The 18,235-nt window shown below is 41.6% G+C and carries 12 protein-coding genes and 1 pseudogene; 7 read left to right on the top strand and 6 right to left on the bottom strand.

The window, feature by feature from the left end; all coding sequences use genetic code 11:
• Window positions 1–7: 7 nt before the first annotated feature.
• The 3 genes from EXT48_RS22160 (at window position 8) to EXT48_RS22150 (ending at window position 3,891) form a co-directional block, all read left to right on the top strand.
• Entirely contained in the window at window positions 8–958 is a 951-nt protein-coding gene (locus EXT48_RS22160) for a DUF692 domain-containing protein (protein WP_130165816.1), read from the top strand.
• Window positions 958–1,833 carry a DNA-binding domain-containing protein gene (locus EXT48_RS22155; RefSeq protein WP_130165815.1) on the top strand — a complete coding sequence of 292 codons (876 nt, stop codon included), beginning with the start codon at window positions 958–960 and terminating at the stop codon, window positions 1,831–1,833. Before EXT48_RS22160 ends, EXT48_RS22155 begins: the two co-directional genes overlap by 1 nt.
• A gap of 111 nt (window positions 1,834–1,944) precedes the next feature.
• Complete coding sequence (locus EXT48_RS22150; RefSeq protein WP_130165814.1) at window positions 1,945–3,891, top strand: winged helix-turn-helix domain-containing protein; 1,947 nt, start codon at window positions 1,945–1,947, stop codon at window positions 3,889–3,891.
• 51 nt (window positions 3,892–3,942) lie between these two features.
• On the opposite strand, the gene EXT48_RS22145 is transcribed toward EXT48_RS22150, so the two are convergent.
• From EXT48_RS22145 to EXT48_RS22130, 4 genes and pseudogenes are all read right to left on the bottom strand, one after another.
• Window positions 3,943–5,052 carry an alpha/beta hydrolase-fold protein gene (locus EXT48_RS22145; protein WP_130165813.1) on the bottom strand — a complete coding sequence of 370 codons (1,110 nt, stop codon included), beginning with the start codon at window positions 5,050–5,052 and terminating at the stop codon, window positions 3,943–3,945.
• A 203-nt stretch (window positions 5,053–5,255) separates the two neighbouring features.
• Window positions 5,256–5,656, bottom strand: a pseudogene (locus tag EXT48_RS22140) (hypothetical protein).
• Window positions 5,657–6,057: 401 nt separating this feature from the next.
• Window positions 6,058–7,962 carry a S9 family peptidase gene (locus EXT48_RS22135; RefSeq protein WP_130165812.1) on the bottom strand — a complete coding sequence of 635 codons (1,905 nt, stop codon included), beginning with the start codon at window positions 7,960–7,962 and terminating at the stop codon, window positions 6,058–6,060.
• Between the two features lie 121 nt (window positions 7,963–8,083).
• A complete protein-coding gene (locus EXT48_RS22130) occupies window positions 8,084–8,875 on the bottom strand; it encodes an AraC family transcriptional regulator (protein WP_130165811.1) in 792 nt (263 codons plus the stop codon).
• A gap of 98 nt (window positions 8,876–8,973) precedes the next feature.
• Between EXT48_RS22130 and EXT48_RS22125 the strand changes: the two genes are divergently transcribed.
• A complete protein-coding gene (locus EXT48_RS22125) occupies window positions 8,974–9,696 on the top strand; it encodes a type 1 glutamine amidotransferase (protein ID WP_130165810.1) in 723 nt (240 codons plus the stop codon).
• 336 nt (window positions 9,697–10,032) lie between these two features.
• Window positions 10,033–10,524 carry a hypothetical protein gene (locus EXT48_RS22120; protein ID WP_130165809.1) on the top strand — a complete coding sequence of 164 codons (492 nt, stop codon included), beginning with the start codon at window positions 10,033–10,035 and terminating at the stop codon, window positions 10,522–10,524.
• Between the two features lie 158 nt (window positions 10,525–10,682).
• Here EXT48_RS22120 and EXT48_RS22115 read toward each other — a convergent pair whose 3' ends face one another.
• Window positions 10,683–11,459 (bottom strand): complement resistance protein TraT, encoded by a 777-nt coding sequence (locus EXT48_RS22115; protein WP_239982044.1) that lies wholly within the window; start codon window positions 11,457–11,459, stop codon window positions 10,683–10,685.
• Window positions 11,460–11,615: 156 nt separating this feature from the next.
• Here EXT48_RS22115 and EXT48_RS22110 point away from each other — a divergent pair, with 156 nt between their 5' ends.
• Together EXT48_RS22110 and EXT48_RS22105 are read left to right on the top strand one after the other, a co-directional pair.
• Window positions 11,616–15,716, top strand: coding sequence for a VWD domain-containing protein (locus EXT48_RS22110; RefSeq protein WP_165384135.1), 4,101 nt, complete (start codon window positions 11,616–11,618; stop codon window positions 15,714–15,716).
• Window positions 15,717–16,529: 813 nt separating this feature from the next.
• Entirely contained in the window at window positions 16,530–17,342 is an 813-nt protein-coding gene (locus tag EXT48_RS22105) for a reverse transcriptase family protein (protein WP_130165807.1), read from the top strand.
• 140 nt (window positions 17,343–17,482) lie between these two features.
• On the opposite strand, the gene EXT48_RS22100 is transcribed toward EXT48_RS22105, so the two are convergent.
• Window positions 17,483–18,229, bottom strand: a complete 747-nt coding sequence (locus tag EXT48_RS22100) for an autoinducer binding domain-containing protein (RefSeq protein WP_130165806.1) — start codon at window positions 18,227–18,229, stop codon at window positions 17,483–17,485.
• Window positions 18,230–18,235: the final 6 nt, after the last annotated feature.

The raw sequence follows: 18,235 nt of genomic DNA, 5'->3' as shown, positions 1-18,235 counted from the left end.
AGATAGCATGACAAATCCAATTCGGACGCAGCAGCTTGCTGCGTCCGCTATCGAAAAACTCACCGACTTGGGGTTTGGTGTTGGCCTGAGAAGCCAGCACTATCCCTTTATTATGTCCCATTTAGAGCGCGGTACATCACTTGGCGTCGACTGGTTTGAAATCATCAGTGAAAACTATATAGATAATCACGGCTATGGTCGGCATGTCCTCGTTCAGTTAAAGGAACAATACCCGCTAGTGATGCATGGTGTGTCAATGAATATTGGTAGCAGTGACCCACTTAACTTTGAATACTTAAGCAAGCTTAAGGAGTTAAGTGAATTCGTTAAGCCACAGCTTATTTCCGATCATTTGTGTTGGACAGGCCTCGCTGGTTTGAATAGTCACGATCTCCTACCTATGCCATTAACTGACGAAAGCCTACAACACGTTATCAACCGTGTTGACCAAGTACAGGATTTTTTAGAGCGGCCTTTGGTACTTGAGAACCCATCAACATATCTTGAATTTCAACATTCAACTCTCACTGAAAGTGAGTTTTTTAGTGAGTTAGTCACCGCAACAGGCTGCGGTATGCTGTTGGATGTAAACAATGTTTTTGTTAGTAGCTTTAATCACGGATTTGACGCCGAAGCGTTTATTCGTCAGCTCCCCCATGAGCACATCGTTCAAATCCATCTTGCCGGTCCTAGCGACTGCGGTGATTGTTTGATAGACACTCATGACCAGCCAGTACCCGCCAAGGTTTGGCAGCTTTACCAACTGGCGCAGCAGTTAACGGGTGGCGTGTCTACCCTACTAGAATGGGATGCCAATATTCCCAGTTTTCCAGAACTCGTTGATGAGTTAAGTAAAGCAAAACTGGTACTGACAGGGCATATTCCAAAGCAAGATACCGTTACTAACACCAACGCGCTGTCAACTCCAATCGTCAAAGAGCGAGCAGAATTAACATAATGAAAACGCCAGACTTAACGCAAACTCAGCAGTGGCTTAGCACCGTTTTAATGGTACGAGGCGACCTACCACAAAAGCTCAATACCGCTGCAAATCCGCATGGTTTAACGCTGCATGACTGTGTAAAAAGTAACAAAACACTGGGAGCCATGAGAAGAGTAGACATCTATGCTGCAGGCTATGTGATGCGTTTAGTAGAATGTCTTCGGGGAGAGTTTGCTCTACTTTGCCAGTTTATGGGCGATGAAGTATTCGACACCTTCGCCAAAGCCTTTATTGTCACCTTACCCTCAGAGTCTTGGACACTACATCAACTAGGCTCACGCTTCGCTGATTTTTTAGCACACACTAAACCTAGCGGTGATTTTAATGCCCACCAGCAAGCTATGTTTAGCTTGCCTTCAGAGCTGGCTAAGTTTGAAAGAGCCAAAGCGCTTGCACTGTTAAAATCAGGACCGGAAACCGAGAAATCAACAGCGCTAATAAACGAGATTGAACTCCTTTGCGGCATTGCCGAAGACTTTGTCATGTCGGTGCCAGAATCCGTACAACTCATTCAAACCGATTACCCTTTGCTTCCTCTTATAACCCAGCTTGAGCAAGCAAAACCGTACACCTTGCCAACGCCTGAGCAAACGCATATTGCAATATCGCGCCAACAATATCGCATCAAAATGAATGTATTAAATGACTGGCAAGCGGATTTATTACTGCACTTGAGAGAAAAACCGCTGCGCTATCAAGAAGCAATAACCTACTGTGCTAAGCGCATGAATATGGAGACTCAAGTATTGAGAGCGCAGTTAGCAGTTTGGCTGCCAAGCGCGATTAATAGGGGGCTGTTTATAATTCAAAATGAACCAGCACCCTGCTGATCCAATTTTCTAATAAAGGTTCGGTTGTTAAAGTTAAATAACTCTTGATGGGTTATTTTTATAGGCAATACAAGATAGACTAGCTGTATCGACTGCTGTTCCCAAGTAATAATGATAACAATCAATAACCGTAAGCTAGACTTAGCCACGGGTGAACTTATCTACCTTGATGAGACAATCAAATTAGAGGCAAAGGTGCTGGCGGTATTTGAAATACTGTATCAGCATCGCGGAACGCTTGTTACGCAAGAGCACCTACTTAATTCTGTATGGCAAAATACCGTCGTCGCCCCAAATGCACTTCAACGATGTATCGCTCAGCTTAGAAAACTACTTGGGGATAGTGATAAACGTATTATCCAGACTTTTCATAAAAAGGGCTATCGTTTACAAGTTGGGGATCAGCATACTAATTTAAGCCAAAAGCTGAGAACCTATATTCTCTATTTCGCAGCTTTCATCACCCTCTTCGGTATGTTGTTTATCTATTCAACTATGCCAAAAGCTAATTTCCAACTTTCAGAGGTTACACCTGTAAGCTACGGATTGGAGTTGGAAAGCACTGCGACACTCACCTCAGGTAGAAGGTTGTTATATGTGGCCAGAACGCCGCAAGCAGCGGAACTAAAAGTAAAGGATTTGGATTTCCAAACAACTAAGTTAGTTACCCGTGCATTGGATTTTGTTGGCAAGCCTCAGCTTAACAAAGATGGTAAAAAAGCAGTACTCATTGAAACACGCAAAACAAAATCACAAGCTAAGTGTCATCAAGCTATCGTCGTGTTACCAAGGTTTGCTGCCAGAAAAGTGATCTCTCCTTGCTTGAATAGCGAAGTACAGCAAGCCTACTGGGTTGGTCATCAAGTGTTACTTATCGCCAATAACGGGTATGCCCTTTTTACTCCGCACTCAGATTCAGTCACATTTACTTCTTTACCTATAACTGCAACAATTTTAGCGTCCTCATTTAATGAGGGTCAACTTACTTTACTCACCCAAGATCCAGATAAAGAGGCTTATCTCTCTAGTTATATAATTAGCAGAGAAAACGAGCTTTCTCTTCTTCAACAAGAAAAATTGTCTGGTGTAGAATTGGATCGTTCGCTGGTGCTAGTAAATGGGCCAGATACAACACATATACTTTCAACCGCATCTGCGCTCTACATTTTCCAAAACCTCCAGCTTGTACAAACCATTCCTGCAATCGGCTCAGAATCGTTTTACATCACTGAATATCTTAAATATAACAACTACTTAGCGACACAAGTCCGAGAACAAAAGCAGATTAATATTCAAGACAACCACTCTACAAGCCGACTTACAATCAGCCACTACGACGAGCTATCAGGGCAATTCCAACCAAGTGGAAATGCCATTGCATTTCTCTCTAATCGTACAGGTACCAGTGAAGTTTGGTTAAAGCAAGAGCAGCAAGAGATCCCACTCACCCATAACGGACATATCTCGTCTTTTATCTGGACAAAAGATGGTAAACAATTGTGGGCAGCGTCAAAACAAAGCTTACTAAAAATCAATTTAGTCACTGGCATTGAAGTTTTCCCTGCTTTATTTGAAAAGCAAATTATAATGCAATCAATTGAAATAAAAGGAAGTAACTACCTTCTCATCAATGATCTTGGCAATAAACAGCTAGTACTTTTCGACCCTGTAACCAACCATAAACAGCCACTTTATCAGGGGCAGGTTCACTGGGCACAAATACAGAAAAACGGTACTGTCTATATAGCCACACCAGATGAGCCAAACTTAAAAGTACTCGTCAACAATTCGCTCAAACCACAGCTAATAACAGACAAAATTACCTTGCATTGGCGTTTTTACCTACGTGGGAATGAGCTGATTATTCCCGACAAACAGGCGACTATCTGGCGCTATAACGTCAACACGCAAGTTTTGGACATATTGGGCAAATCTGACGAGCAGACTCGCTTGATCACAGATGTTCAACTACATCCTTTTAAGATTTTAGCTGACTCACCAAAAACACTTAGCGCAAACCAAGTTAAAGTAAAAATAACAGAACCAGAAAACCACTAATATAAAGGTGGCTCACACATGTGCGCCACCTTTATATCACTCTTAATAATGCTAAAGCCGAGACAATACTTGTTCAATATACTGTTTGGCTTCTTCATTTTTTTGCTCTTTTGCTAGCAGCAAGGCACGCTTTAGCTGAAGTGTTGCTTGTGTTGTATCGCCCGCATTCAAAAGAGTCTGCCCATAACGTAAATTGTAAATAACAGAGTTAGGCATAGTCGTAAGTAGCTCATCGAACGCGTTTTTTCCAAGTATTGTATTGCCTTGCGCGAATAAATATTGCCCTAGAGCAAGCTGATTGGCATTAATATCAATCGAGTACCCATAGCGCTGTTCTAGTTTTTGGTGATATTCTCGCAACCCATTCAGGCCTGACTTGTCAAATTGAGCATAATCTTGAAGCTTTATTGCGCCAAGAATATGTTGTAATCCATGTCTTAGCGCTAGCTGTGCGCCTACATGATAATGATGTTGACTTAAGTCTTCCAACATCAAATGTTGGTGTCGTTTTGAAACGGCGAGCGCAGCAAAAAACGGCCTATTTTCGTCAAAGCTGCCAAGACTGATATATAGGTTATTGGTAAGTTCGCCCTTGGCGATGTTGTCACTAATATCTTCTTTTAGTTGCTTGGGAAGTTGACTCCAAACTGGCGCAGACAATATCGCGCCTTGGAAATACCCGGGCATCTTTCCTAATAAATTCAAAGCAATCGCCGCCCTGCTTGAGTACCCTTCAATGACTTTAAACGGCGAAAGATTAAACTGCCGTATCAATGTTGGTTCAACTTCACTTGCTAACACGCGAGCTAGCAAGGCAAAATACGCTTGGTCAGATAACTTGTCAGCCCCAGCAAAATTCAATTTGGGCACTCGCACAATCACAAGTTGCGGGATAGGTGAAAAACTAGTGTGACTCAACCAGTCCACTTCAGCTTTCAGTACATCAAAACGACTCTCTCCCGCAGTTGTATAAAGCGTCGAGTATGGCTCTTTTCGGTTAACATCAAAATCAAAAGGCAAATATATTTGTACATCAACAGGCCCTCCCACTAACTTTGAACTCACAGTGATATGCTGTAATTTTGAGGCTATCTGAGCGTGAGTAACTAACGCAAACAACGCGCAATTTAACCACATCAAACTTTTTAAAAGTATTTTCATGCTTTTCTCCATTTTTGGCTAAGCTTATGAAATAAAAACTTTTAAAACTTGATGCATTGCTTATTTTTAATTGATGAATTGCTGATGTGGCTCAATGGGAGTTTGTAAGAGGCTAAATATCAGGTGCTAACAAACATGGTTACCTAAGTCGCAACGTTTAGCACAGTGACTATGGTTGTAAAAAGTGATGCTACGAAGGCTTATTAATTTCGCGTATACACGTTAAGCAACGGAAACTTGTTCTCACCGAAGCCAGTGTGAGTGAAAGCGTTTCACCGCCAGCAAAACTTTCAGAAAGCTTCATCGGCGCGATCCTTTGCCCGTTTGCTGTTAGTGCCAGCAGGTGTTTTTGTGTTAATGTCCGACGCCCACTCGATTGGTTTTTAATCGTGATCATTGCCCAGCGTTCACCGTTTTCGTTACTCATTAGTACCGCGTTAAGTACCTTGAAGTCACTGATATCTGGGTAAATATTGGCATCATTCGGAAAAGCCAGTTCCATATTGTTAGGCACTACACTATCAATCGTTAACGCTTCTTCAGCTGCCTGCGTATTCACAGCCAACATAAGTAACCAAAAACTACTTATTATCCTTTTAATCATTTAATTTTCCTTCTATTTTCCGTTGACTAATTCAATTTTTGGGCACGACAATACTAGCGCAGCACCAAGGTTAAACTGCAAAACAAAAATGCCAGACTACACACTGTGCGATCTGGCATTTTCTTAACTAACCTGAGGTTTGGATAAGGAATTATCTAACTCATTGTTTTTAATACCATATTAGATTATACCCTTATCTAGCCAGATAGTTTTAGGGATAACACCGCTTCCGCGTCCTGCTCTCGCTAAGGTACCTACATCCTGTAGGCAAGGCTAATTTACGCACCAATAGCTGGCTATTGGCAGTGAATTCAACGCAGTTAGCGCTAAAACTGGCTGCTAGAAAGGCATTAATTATCCGAAGCTCAGGCTAACTACATTGTTGACAGTAGTGGTATCAATTATAGAGTTTCTTCTAACCACTTGAAGAATTCACGCTGCCAAACTATTCCGTTTTGCGGTGTCAGTACCCAGTGGTTTTCTTCAGGGAAATAAAGGAAACGGCTTTTCAAGCCACGTAGTTTAGCGGCTTGGAAAGCTTGCATCCCTTGGCTCAGCGGTACACGGTAGTCTTTACCACCATGGATCACGAACATAGGCGCATCCCACTTATCCACATAGCTAATTGGGTTAAACTGATTGTATGCTTTGTTGATGGCCGCATTGTTTTGCTCCCAGTACGCGCCACCCAATTCGTTGTTCACAAAAAACATTTCTTCGGTTGTGCCGTACATACTGCGCAAATCAAAAATGCCACAGTGCGCGATAAAGGTTTTGAAGCGGCCATCATGATTGCCAGCTAAGTAAAACGCAGAATAACCACCAAAGCTCGCACCAACTGCCGCGATACGTTTGTTGTCAACGTATGACTCTTTCGCAACATCGTCGATAGCGTCAAGGTAATCTTGCATTACCTTACCACCCCAATCTTGGCTGATATCTTTGTTCCATTTCACACCGTGTCCAGGCATACCACGACGGTTTGGCGCAACCACAATGTAGCCTTGTGATGCCATCACTTGGAAGTTCCAGCGGAAGGAATAAAACTGTGATAACGGCGACTGTGGACCACCTTGAAGGTATAACAGTGTTGGATATTGCTTACGCTTATCAAAATTAGGTGGGTAGATAACCCAAGTTAGCATGTCTTCGCCGTCTTTTGTCTTCACCATTCGCTTTTCAACGTTCGGTAAATCCAAATCAGCATAAAACGCCTCGTTCACATTTGTCAGCGCAACAAGCTTTTTGCTATTCAGATCAAAGCGGAAAATCTCTTTTGCTTGATTCATGCTATTGCGAGTAACCACCAACTTACCGTCTAAGGCAGCAACAATGCTATTTACATCAAACATGCCCTTAGTTAGCTGCTGAATTTTTGGATTAGCTTTGGTTTTGGTGTTCACCGCTACTTGAAATAGCTGGATTGTGCCGTCAACAGGTGCAATAAAATAAATATGCTTACCATCATGACTCCACTCAAAACTGCTTACCGTACCGTCCCAATGCGCAGTTAGATTGATTTCTCTGTTACCCAACTTAACGATAATGTCATTTTTATCCGCCTCGTTACCCGCTTCATCCATACGTAAGAAAGCCAATTGCCCAGTCGACGAGAACTCTGGGCTTTTATCATAACCCAAGTTTTGCTCGGTTAGATTGGTGGTTTTCTTGCTGGCTAAGTTATAACGGTAAATATCTGTGTTGGTACTGCTCGCATATTCTGCGCCAGTCAGCTTTTTACTGACGTAGTAGATATTTTCACCTTTTGGACCCCAAACATAATCGCTTGAACCACCAAATGGTGACGTCGGACTATCAAAAGGCATCCCTTTCATAATGTCGACTTTTTCTTCTGTGATTAGATCCTGATAGAACACATGTTTAACACTGCCGTCTTTCCAGGTATCCCAATGGCGGTAGTTTAAATCATCAAATACATACGCATCTGCTTGCGTAAGCGCTTTGTGTCTATCCGTGGCTAACACAGCTTCAACATTTACAGTGTCATGAAATAGTTTTTTGCTGCCATCTGGTGAAATGTTGTCGTCTGACAATATCCCTTGATACGCGCTTAAAAGCTGGGACACCCCACCCTTTAACGGCACTTGATAAACTTTGCTATCAAAGTCATTGTTTTCAACGTTTGGCGTTGTAACTCGATAAATCACATGGGTGTTGTCTTTAGATAATCCAAGCGCACTCACGCGCTTTACTTGCCAAAGCTTATCTGGGGTCATTACCTCTTTGGCAACTAACCCAAAACTTGGTGCTAATCCTAAGCTAGCACATAAAAGAATTCGCAACATCGCGAAATGCCTCCAATAATCAAATCCCGCCTAGACTACATAAAGCGAGAAGAACTTAAAAGCATTCGCGATAAGATACTTTCGTCTCTAGCGCAAGTAATCTGAAAGTAGCAGAAGTTGCTCAAAATAAATTTACGTTGTGCTGTAAGTTGGCAATTCGGTACTTTCTCGGTGTTTGGTTGAACAATTTCTTAAACGCTTGAACAAACGCAGAGTCAGAAGCGTACCCCAACTCAATAGCAATTTCCTGTATGCTCTTTTGCGACCCTAACAATTGCAAAGATAAAACTAACCTCACATTTTGTCTCCACCGTGAAAATGATTGAGAAAACTCTCTTGAGCACAATCGCGACAAAGTGCGCTCAGAAGCGCCCACTTTTGTTGCCCATTCCTTTAAAGTAAATGGTAGATCCGGTTGCTCTTTAAGCTGTAAGAAAATGGATAAAAGGCGTTTATCGGTAGGTATGAGTAGGGGTATTTCATAACGGTTTGCGATCGTGATTTGATCCCGCAATACCGTTAACAAATGTGTGATATTGGATTGTGCTTGAGTGAGCGTCTCGTTTTCAAATAGCAACAAAATGAGCGCTTTAATAAATGGCGTTACCAAACAGGATTTTGGTTCGTCTCCATACTGAACATATTTGTCGGGATTAAGGTAAATCGCCAAAAACTGTGTATCCGTAATCGCTATGGATTTATGCACTGTATTTGCGGGTATGTAGAGCATGCCATTGTGAGGAACAATCCCGCTTTTATCGCCGATACTCGATTGTAATAGCCCCTGCAAAGGAAACACAATTTGATGCCACGAATGTGAATGGAAGTCATCAATATAGCCAGAAGCCATATTCGTCGTTTTAGTTACGATTTGTTTATCAGAAGAACCTTTGATGAGGTCATTAGCTTGCATCTTGGCGACTTATCAACATTAAACGTCTGTTAGTATAAGTTACGCCATCCAAATTTAATATACCATCTACAGCCTATCGTTAATTAAAAGGCACAAAGATGCATATTCACTTTATCGTTCATGAACATTTTGAAGCGCCCGGCGCCTATGAATCTTGGGCAAATAAACGCGACCATACCATTACCTACTCGCGAGTTTATCAAGGCGAACCACTCCCAAAAAATGCCAAAAACCTAGATTTTTTGATTGTAATGGGAGGACCTCAAAATCCGTCGACAACTATTGAGCAATGCCCACACTTCGATACAAAAGGTGAGCAAGAAGTCATCTTGAACTCGATTACCGCCGGAAAAGTCGTGCTTGGTATATGCCTAGGGTCGCAACTCATTGGTGAAGCATTAGGTGCAACATTTGAACCTAGCCCTGAACGTGAAATAGGAAAATATCCGATAAGCTTGACGGAAGCTGGGATGACACATCCATTATTTAGTCATTTTGGAAAAGTGTTGGATGTCGGTCATTGGCATAATGATATGCCAGGGCTCACCAATGGATCACAAGTGATTGCATATAGCGCGGGGTGCCCAAGGCAAATTGTCGCCTACAGAGACCTAGTATACGGTTTTCAGTGCCATATGGAATTTACCAAAGATATCGTCGCATCACTGATTGAAAATGACGACCTCAATGACGCTTCACAGTATCGATTTGTAGATGAGCCAGAGATTTTGCTGAACCATAACTATGACGAAATGAATCAAAAACTGCACGACTTTTTAGACAAGTTAGAAAGCTTTTATAAATCAAAAGTTGAGTGTTAATCATATTATTTAACCTGCCTAATTGCTCAGGCTAGCGGCCTCTGTACGTCTAAAAAATATAATTGCTTATTAAGGAAAATTTAGGTGTAATGAATAAATAATAAGCGCTGAGCAATGCAAGGAAAGCTTACATAACAAATAGCTAAGCTGATTAAACTAACTAAGAGCGCTAAAGCCTCTAAAAAGCCTATTTTTTTCTAAGTAAGTCCATAGCATAAACGACACCAACTCTGTCACACCGAGCAGGTGACGGCTCAACCCAACAAACGATTATGCAACACAAACTGCATGTCGCATAAATACTAAATTTTTATACAACTACGGATAGCCCAGAGTATGCCCAACCCTTTTATTCCTGAATCGTTCAAGCCTCCGACGTTTTTTGATAGTGAAAATTTTCACTTCAGAGTGCTTGAAGAAGAAGTTGCTGAGTTAGACTTTGAAGCAGTAATGTCCAGTCAAAAAAGGCTACAAGGAATATTTGGCCCTGAAACTGAGTGGCCTAAAGTTAATATGACCCTCGAAGAAAATATAGAAAGCTTAAAGATTCATAAACAAGAATTTGAATCAAGGGATGCTTTTGCATATTCCATATTTAACAATTCAAAGGAAAAATGCCTAGGCTCTGTTTATATAGATCCAAGCCGTTCACTAAATTATGACTGCGAAGTCTACTTGTGGATTCGAGATGATAGTATTGCGTTAGAAAAAATACTTTATCAGACTGTCTTAAATTGGCTTCAATCAGTGTGGCCTTTCTCAAAAATAGCACTACCGGGCAAGTCGATTTCATGGAAAGATTGGACTCGTGAGTTAAAAGTTGTATAACAAGCCAATAAAGCACTAACACAGACCCCACCACAATTCGCATCTATATTATGATGGGTGTCTGCTATTCGCTATAACAGTTAAAAATAAATGGAAATATAGTATTGGCACGTTACTTCCATGCTAAAACTATATTTCCAATATTACCGCACACCTAGCTACAACAGGCCCGAAATAGAATTTACTAAACCTTGAACTAGCTTGGGTCGAGCCTCAACGAATTCCAGATTTACTTTATTCGCTGTAGAAACGATCCGTGTTTGATACTTTTTACGGTCAGTCACCTCGTTTGAAGTTACTGATTTATAGCCTGAGTTACCTTGCTTTAGTTTAGCTCTATTTCCTTCTTGTACTTCAACACCAGATTTCGCGCGCTCAGAAACCTGTAAGTCAGTAACAATATTAAAATAAACATCTTCTACCATTGCGTCAGCAACAAAGCCTGCAGCAGCGCCAAGCAAGCCTGCTGCTGCTTGCCCTCGACCACTACCAAACTGAGCACCAACAATAGCACCCGCGACAGCCCCACCATAGCCTTGGGCTAAAATTCCCCGATTTTCATCAGCGGTTGTTCTGCCTGCTTTGAGAATATTCGCTTGGATCCAAAAGTGCGCTGCATCTGGGTCATTAACAACCTTGTAGCCTTTTGACAGTAATGCAGTTTGTATCTCGTTAGCGATGACTAAATCCTGCTTATCCGATGTGTTCCTGAGTTGTAAAAATACTGTACGCTTGTCCTGACTGACTGGGTCAAGAAATATAGAGTCGCTCATTTTAGTTTCAACTCTTAAATCCCGCTTTTTCACCGCAGTGTGCATCGCATTACAACCAACTAATTGCATCACTAGAAAAAATGAGCATAGCGTAAAAACCAATTTCCAAGCACCGAATTTAGGTGTCGATATAAAATGTTGTGATATAGCTCCGTGTTCCATGTCCATAAACCCTTCAATTTTGTTAACACTCAGATAATTTATTCAATGAATCAATACTGAACAAGGTGGAAATTTCGACCCTGTTTCATGCTGCTTTTTTCACGCATTCTTATTTTTCAAAGCAACTTGCTCTCGCTCAAATACATAAGGATGGTTATGGACCTGCATAAATACACTCCTCTACGCACAACCCTAATTACGCTGTTAACAGGCGCTTTAGTCGCATGCGGTGGGGACTCAGATAACGATATAAATAAACCAACAAACAGCCTACCGATTGCTCAAGCAGGAGAACATCAAACGGTCGATGAAAAGGCAACCGTCACATTACACGGTAGTGGCACAGATAACGACGGAGTGATTCAAAGCTACCAGTGGCAGCAACTTTCAGGCCCCCCTGTTTTGTTAGCAGACCAAAGCAACGCAACTTCCTCGTTTGTGGCTCCGGATGTCACAGAGAACGAAGAATTAAGTTTCGAGTTAACGGTTATTGATGATAAAGGAGGAAGTGCGACTGACCAGGTGGTTGTCACCGTAAACAACCTGAACAACATAACGATTCAATTGCAAGTACCTCAGAGCATCGCGAAAGGATCGTGGGCACAATTAAAAGCAGATATATCGAGTGCCGTTGAAATTGACAGCATCGTATGGGAAGAATCAACAGATATAGAGCTTAACATTGATAACGATAAACCTGATTTTGCTTCACTAAAAATCCCTGAAGACTACACTGGAGATAACCTTGAGTTTACGGTCACAGTCTCAGATAAGTCAGGCTACTCTACCTCTGCAAGCACCAATGTGGCAGTTGCTGAAGCAATAGATTTTGTTGACTACACAGGTGACCATGACGAGCAACCGCTTGAAGATGCTGAAGTCATAGCTACATTAGACCCGAGCAGCGAATTGAAGCCAGCAACAAGAGGCGTTGACGGTTACACAACCTTCATCGTTGATGGCCAATCGGGAGTAGAAATTACCCCGGAGATGGGTAGACTCACAATCACCGCAGGTGCGTTAAGCGACATACAAGTCGGTGATATTATAGTCGGTGTCACCGCTGATGATGACACCGGGTTTATGCGTGAGGTTCTTGATATTAATGGTAATGTTTTAACTACTTCCCATGCACCATTACACAAAGCTTTTCCAGATGCTGACGTTAAACTAGACCTTGTTATAACGAACCAAGCTGCAACACTTAATCAGTCGGTTTCAACTGCTAATAACACGGTACAGTCAAGTGTAGATATTCCTATCTTAACGTTCTCAAGAACACTGCAGCAAAAACTAAGCCCTGAAGTCACGTCAGTTGTAGAACTCGAGATGAACTCAAGCGCTACAATTGGGATAGAGTTTTCAATTATTCGAGGTGAAGTAACTCACTTTTCTACAATTGCTCAAGCAGATTATCTAACTAAGACCTACCTTAATGCTGACTATGAATATCAAGGCAGTCTGAGCAAAAGCAAAGTATTCAACCCTATAGTCAACAAAAACGTAAAGCTGTTTGTTGGACCAATACCTTTGTTTTTGAACGTTAAACTACATCCGCAACTAGGTGCTTACTTGGGCGTCGCAGGTGAAGCCCATTTAAAAATGGGTATTAGTGCTTCAGGAGAGTATAAAACCGGATTCAAATATCAAAACGACAAACTGAGCCCAGTTAACAGCTTTGTACCCGTCATATCTCAAATTGGACCTGAATACCAACTATCAGGTGAAACATCAGCAAAAGTAGAAGCCGAACTACAATTTATGCTTTCTGCTTATGAGTTATCTGTCGCATTACCTTTTGGTAATAAAATAGAGTTAGATGGCCCAGGAGCAGGATTAGCAATGGGGCCATATGCTGAATATATCGCAACTGCAGAACTTAACAATACACAACAGACAGTCAAATGCAGCTTAGCTCTATCATTAGGTTTAGGTGTTGATGCCAATTTAGATTATGGATTTGTTGGAGATATTCTTGGCTTAACCAACGAAGAAAAAAACAAAAATATTCCTCTTTACGATTTTAATCGACCAATTTGGAGCTCTGAAGTTTGCCCATTTGAGACTCAATTCAATACGCTTACAGGTGCTATTTCCGATGTTGACGGCAGCCCCATAACGGGTGCTGATGTTTCACTAACAAGCGTTAGCACTGGGCTTTCTCAACAATTATCATCCGATACCAGTGGCGCCTTTAGTTCTTCACCACTCGCGGTTGGTGATTATCATGTCATCGCTTCTAAATCGGGTTTTCAACCAGAGCGCATTACAATCACTGTTACCGAGGACACCAACCAACCAGTTCAATTAATTCTGCTCAGTGGTGAGCCCGTAGATGATAGCAACCCAATTGACGACAACCTAGGCAACCCGCGCAAACAAGCTCGTGTCACAGGAGACCCAAATTTACGTACGTTTGACGGCTTAAACTATGGATTTAATGGCGTTGGTGAGTATATCTTAGCCAAGTCCAATATCGACTCTTTTGAGATTCAGGGCCGTTATGTCGCAGTCCCTGGCAATCAACATGTGTCTTTCAATGCCGCTGTCGCCGCAAATGTAGCAGGAACAAGAGTCACCTTTTACCCAAATGATGAAGGCCTTGCCATACTTATTGATGGTCAATTACAAACACTAAATAACGGTGCTCGTGCGCTTCCTAATCAAGCAAGTATCTTTAAACAAAATAATCGTCATTACGAAATAACTTGGCCAGACACCTCATTACTAAAGGTGTATCGACGGGGTGAGTTTGTCGAGACAGAAGTGCTTTTACCAAACTCTCGTGCGGGCAGCGTTAATGGATTGCTTGGATACTTTGATGGCAACGTCGACAATGACTTAACGGATGCCAACGGCAAGCAAATTGAAGACAAAGGTAACTTTAATCAACTTTATGATATTTATGGCAACAGTTGGCGTGTAACATCCGAATCCTCTTTGTTCGACTACTTCAATGATGAGACTCCTGAAAGCTTCGTTGATCTCAACTTTCCACGAACATTGTTAACTCAAGCGAGGTTAGAGGCACAAATTGGTAGTGCGGAATATCAAAGGGTTAAAGAATTGTGCCAAAAGTATGTAAGCATAAAAAGTAGGCTTGAAGCATGCATCATAGATGTTGCTTTAACAGGAAACGAAAGCGATTTAAGCGCTTATCGCGCAATTTCGGAGCCAACATCTGAGTTAACATTAAAAGTTCCACCACAAATCACAATATTGTCTCCAACACCTGGCGCAATTTTGAGTAGTAACATCTTAATAGAAGGCAAGATTGAAACAGTTCAATCAAGTATCGCCAAATTATTTATTTCTATAAATGGAGAGGCCAAAAGAGACATTAGTTTTGCGCTAAATAGTGGCAGCTTCGCACTCACTCAACCAGCGGAGTCTTTTGTTCAAGGTGAAAACAACATTATACTCTATGCGACAGATAGCAAGGGGAGCCGAGCAAATTCAATTATTGGCTTTACATTTGACAGTAATGTCGCACCTGCAGCTGGTGGAGATTTAATTGTATTCAATGATGTCAATATTCTAGATAATGAGCGTATTTACATAGCCGATAACACACAGTTTGCGAAAAACCTAGCCAGCTTTTCAGGAAACAGCCTCCGTGCCCAAGGTTCTAAAATAGTTCTAGATCGATCTCACGACTCTCGCTGCAGTTGGTCATGCCAATCTATTAATTACCTGTACAGTACTTGGGAAGATTTAGGCTTTGAAGTTATTACATATCAGTCACTAGAAGATTGGGATCTTGATGACCCACAAATAAAACTTATCGTACTCTGGACTCCACTTAACTCATATTCTCCGGATGAAGTCAGTCGCTTAAAACAATTTGCTGCGCAGGGGGGAAGAATTGTATTTGTCGGTGAGCACGAGCTTTTCTATGGGCTAAAAGGCATTGAAGTCGAAAACAAATTCCTTATCAGTATGGGGGCATTTATGCGTAACATTGGAAAAGATGTATACGGCGGCGACCATTATTTTGATGTCAGTGAAGATAACCAACATCAAACAGTTCAGAATGTAGAAACTTTAGTGTTCAACAGAGTATCACTACTCTCTCTCGGTCCAAACGACTACCCCTTGGTGAAAAGTGCCGATGGTTTAGACGTAATCGCAGGAGTTGCACGTATTGATATCAATAATCAACCCAATGAACGCCAACAATATTACTTTATGCTACACCAGAGTAATAAGCCCAAAAACCCACCATCACCTATCGTAAGTGATCGCTCAACAAACTAAAAATAAAATAGGCCCACTCATGCACAATTTGATGAGTGGGCCATAAAACCTAGCCCTAGTCGATTTAATTAGAGACCACAGCTAAACCACCTGACGTTAATAAGCCAGAATAACAGGGCTAAATTAAACTTGGCTGTTGTATGTGTGTCAAAAAGCGGACGCTTGGTACTAACTCGCATTTGCCTCAAAATAAGCTAGAGAAATCTAACTCCCTAGTGTTGATTAATAAATAAACGCTCCCATAATATAATTACTTGGAAAACGGGAATAATCTCACACCATTGGGAAGCGTTAGTTTCCGTGGGGATAACACCCTAACCCTTTGCGCGCTCATCCGTTCGTCGTGTCGTCGTATTACTCTTATGACATGTATCAATGAATGACGTGTAGGCCGTTCGGTGAGAAACGAACGGTCTTGGAATCTAGAGGATAAAAACTGTTCTTTTCTCCCGTCCTTAAGTTACGCGTGAGACGGTGGCAATCGCCCCGGTAACTATGAGGATAACGTTATGTCTGATACAGAAGACCCAAGTAAAGAAGAACAGACCCGAATGCGGCGACGTAAAGTCGTTAAACATCTAGTCAAGCCATGTAAATGGCTAACTAAACTCTTGGCTATCTATAGATTTTATAGATGGGTTAAGGACCCGATAAGCAACTTTTTGGAGTGGCTCGTCGAGGGTGATGGCTCGGGACCTCTAGATAACTATATCGTTGGAGGAATGAGAACTGAGAACGCGGAACCGTTATCCGATAGATCAATCGCCCTTATATAAATTACAGGCAAAAAGGAAGCTAGCCGAGTTACTCAGTATGGACCTTAAAGTCTTACTGAGCTTATCCGAAGACGAAAATAACTTCCGAATATTCACTATCCAAAAGAACGGCAAAGATCGAGAAGTCCAAGTCCCGAAGTCAATCTTAGAGCAAGTCCACAAGAGGCTATTTAAGCTCTTACAGCGAATAGAAACTCCTGATTACCTCCACTCAGGGATCAAGAAAAAATCACATATAACGAACGCCAAGACCCACGAAGAAGGCTCCGCGCTGGTCAAACTAGATATTAAGAAATATTACCCGTCGACGAAACGAGAAGCTGTCTATCAGTTTTTCAGAACCTGTTTATTCTGTTCGCCTGACGTATCAAAAATACTTACAAATCTAGCTTGTGTTAATGGTCATATCCCGACGGGGAGTCCTTTAAGTCAGATCTTAGCGTTCTTTTCGTCTTTGCCGATGTTCGAAAAAATAGACGAGTTGTCCGCTACTAATCAGATAACCTTTACGGTCTATGTTGACGACTTAACGTTTTCCGGAAAGGCTGTCCCAGGGGCTTTTATTTGGGAGGTTAAGAAGCTAATACACGGTTACGGTTATCAGTATCATAAAGAGTTCTCTAGTCCTCCCGAAAAGACCAAGCTAGTAACTGGCGTCGCAATTAACGACAAAGGCTTACAAGTCCAAAATAAACACCATGAAGCGATCCACAAGTTATACGTCGAGTATATCGAAGGAACCTTAAAGCCTGAAAACAAGGCGAAGCTTCTCGGGATGTTAAGTTCCGCTTCTCAGGTTAACGAACGTTACGAATCAATCTTTCGGCATTTATTAAGGTTGGAGAAATGATGAAGAGTCAGTTAGCCTACTTCCTCTTGTCCAAAAATAAGTTGGCATTAATATCCACTCCTCGCTCAGAGTAACCTGCCACATTAAAGATAAACTCGTCCGTTAGTGTGATAAGTCAGATATGAAATACTAGCGTTAAATCAACTAAAGTAGTGCCCTAGCGAATAGAGCAATTTGTCTTTTGGAACATTTCCGTGCTTTTTTCTAAATTTATCAATTACTTTTGCAGCGTAGCGATAGGTTATTCCAATATGATCTTCAATTTGCTTCATCGGTTTCCCCGAAACCAAGTATCGCATCACTTGACGCTCTGTATCGCTCATTTTTATATAATTGTCGTATAACTCAGCAACTAAGTTTGGATCTGAGAAGATTTTGCTGTTCAACGCTGAGCAAAATAATCCGATTTGTTCTTCATTTTCCTGTACGAGGTGATTAAAGTCTTTATCACTTAAATTGCTATACAAAGTAACACAAGCGTAGCCTCTGTGGTCGCACATGAGAGGGACGACAAAACCGTTATTGAGACCAAATTCGTTTTTTGCATGGGTCAAGGTAGCAACTTGTAACTCTGTGGGGTTGAAACCATGTAGGTCCCGCCACCAGTTTATTGGATTTCGATGACCAGCAAGTATTTTAGCTACGAAGATATCTGTCTCAGGCTTAAAAATTTCATTTTCTTGATAGTACTTTAAATAATCCAGAGGGGCGTTTTCGGTGGCTAGTATGATAGGCATTTGGTTCAAGTGTTTAACAAATTCATGGCTTGGCAAAAAACCATAAATTGCGCTATCAAATCCGATATGTGAGATGGCACGATAAAAACTTGCAGTGTATTCTGCTTGATTCGAAGCATTCAACAAATCGACTAGATCTTGATAGCGCATTTTTAT

It is taken from the genome of Pseudoalteromonas sp. CO348, assembly GCF_004208845.1.
GTDB classification, from domain to species: domain Bacteria; phylum Pseudomonadota; class Gammaproteobacteria; order Enterobacterales; family Alteromonadaceae; genus Pseudoalteromonas; species Pseudoalteromonas maricaloris.
Note: the sequence above shows the minus strand (reverse complement) of the source record. Positions and strands in the feature narration are given on the sequence as shown.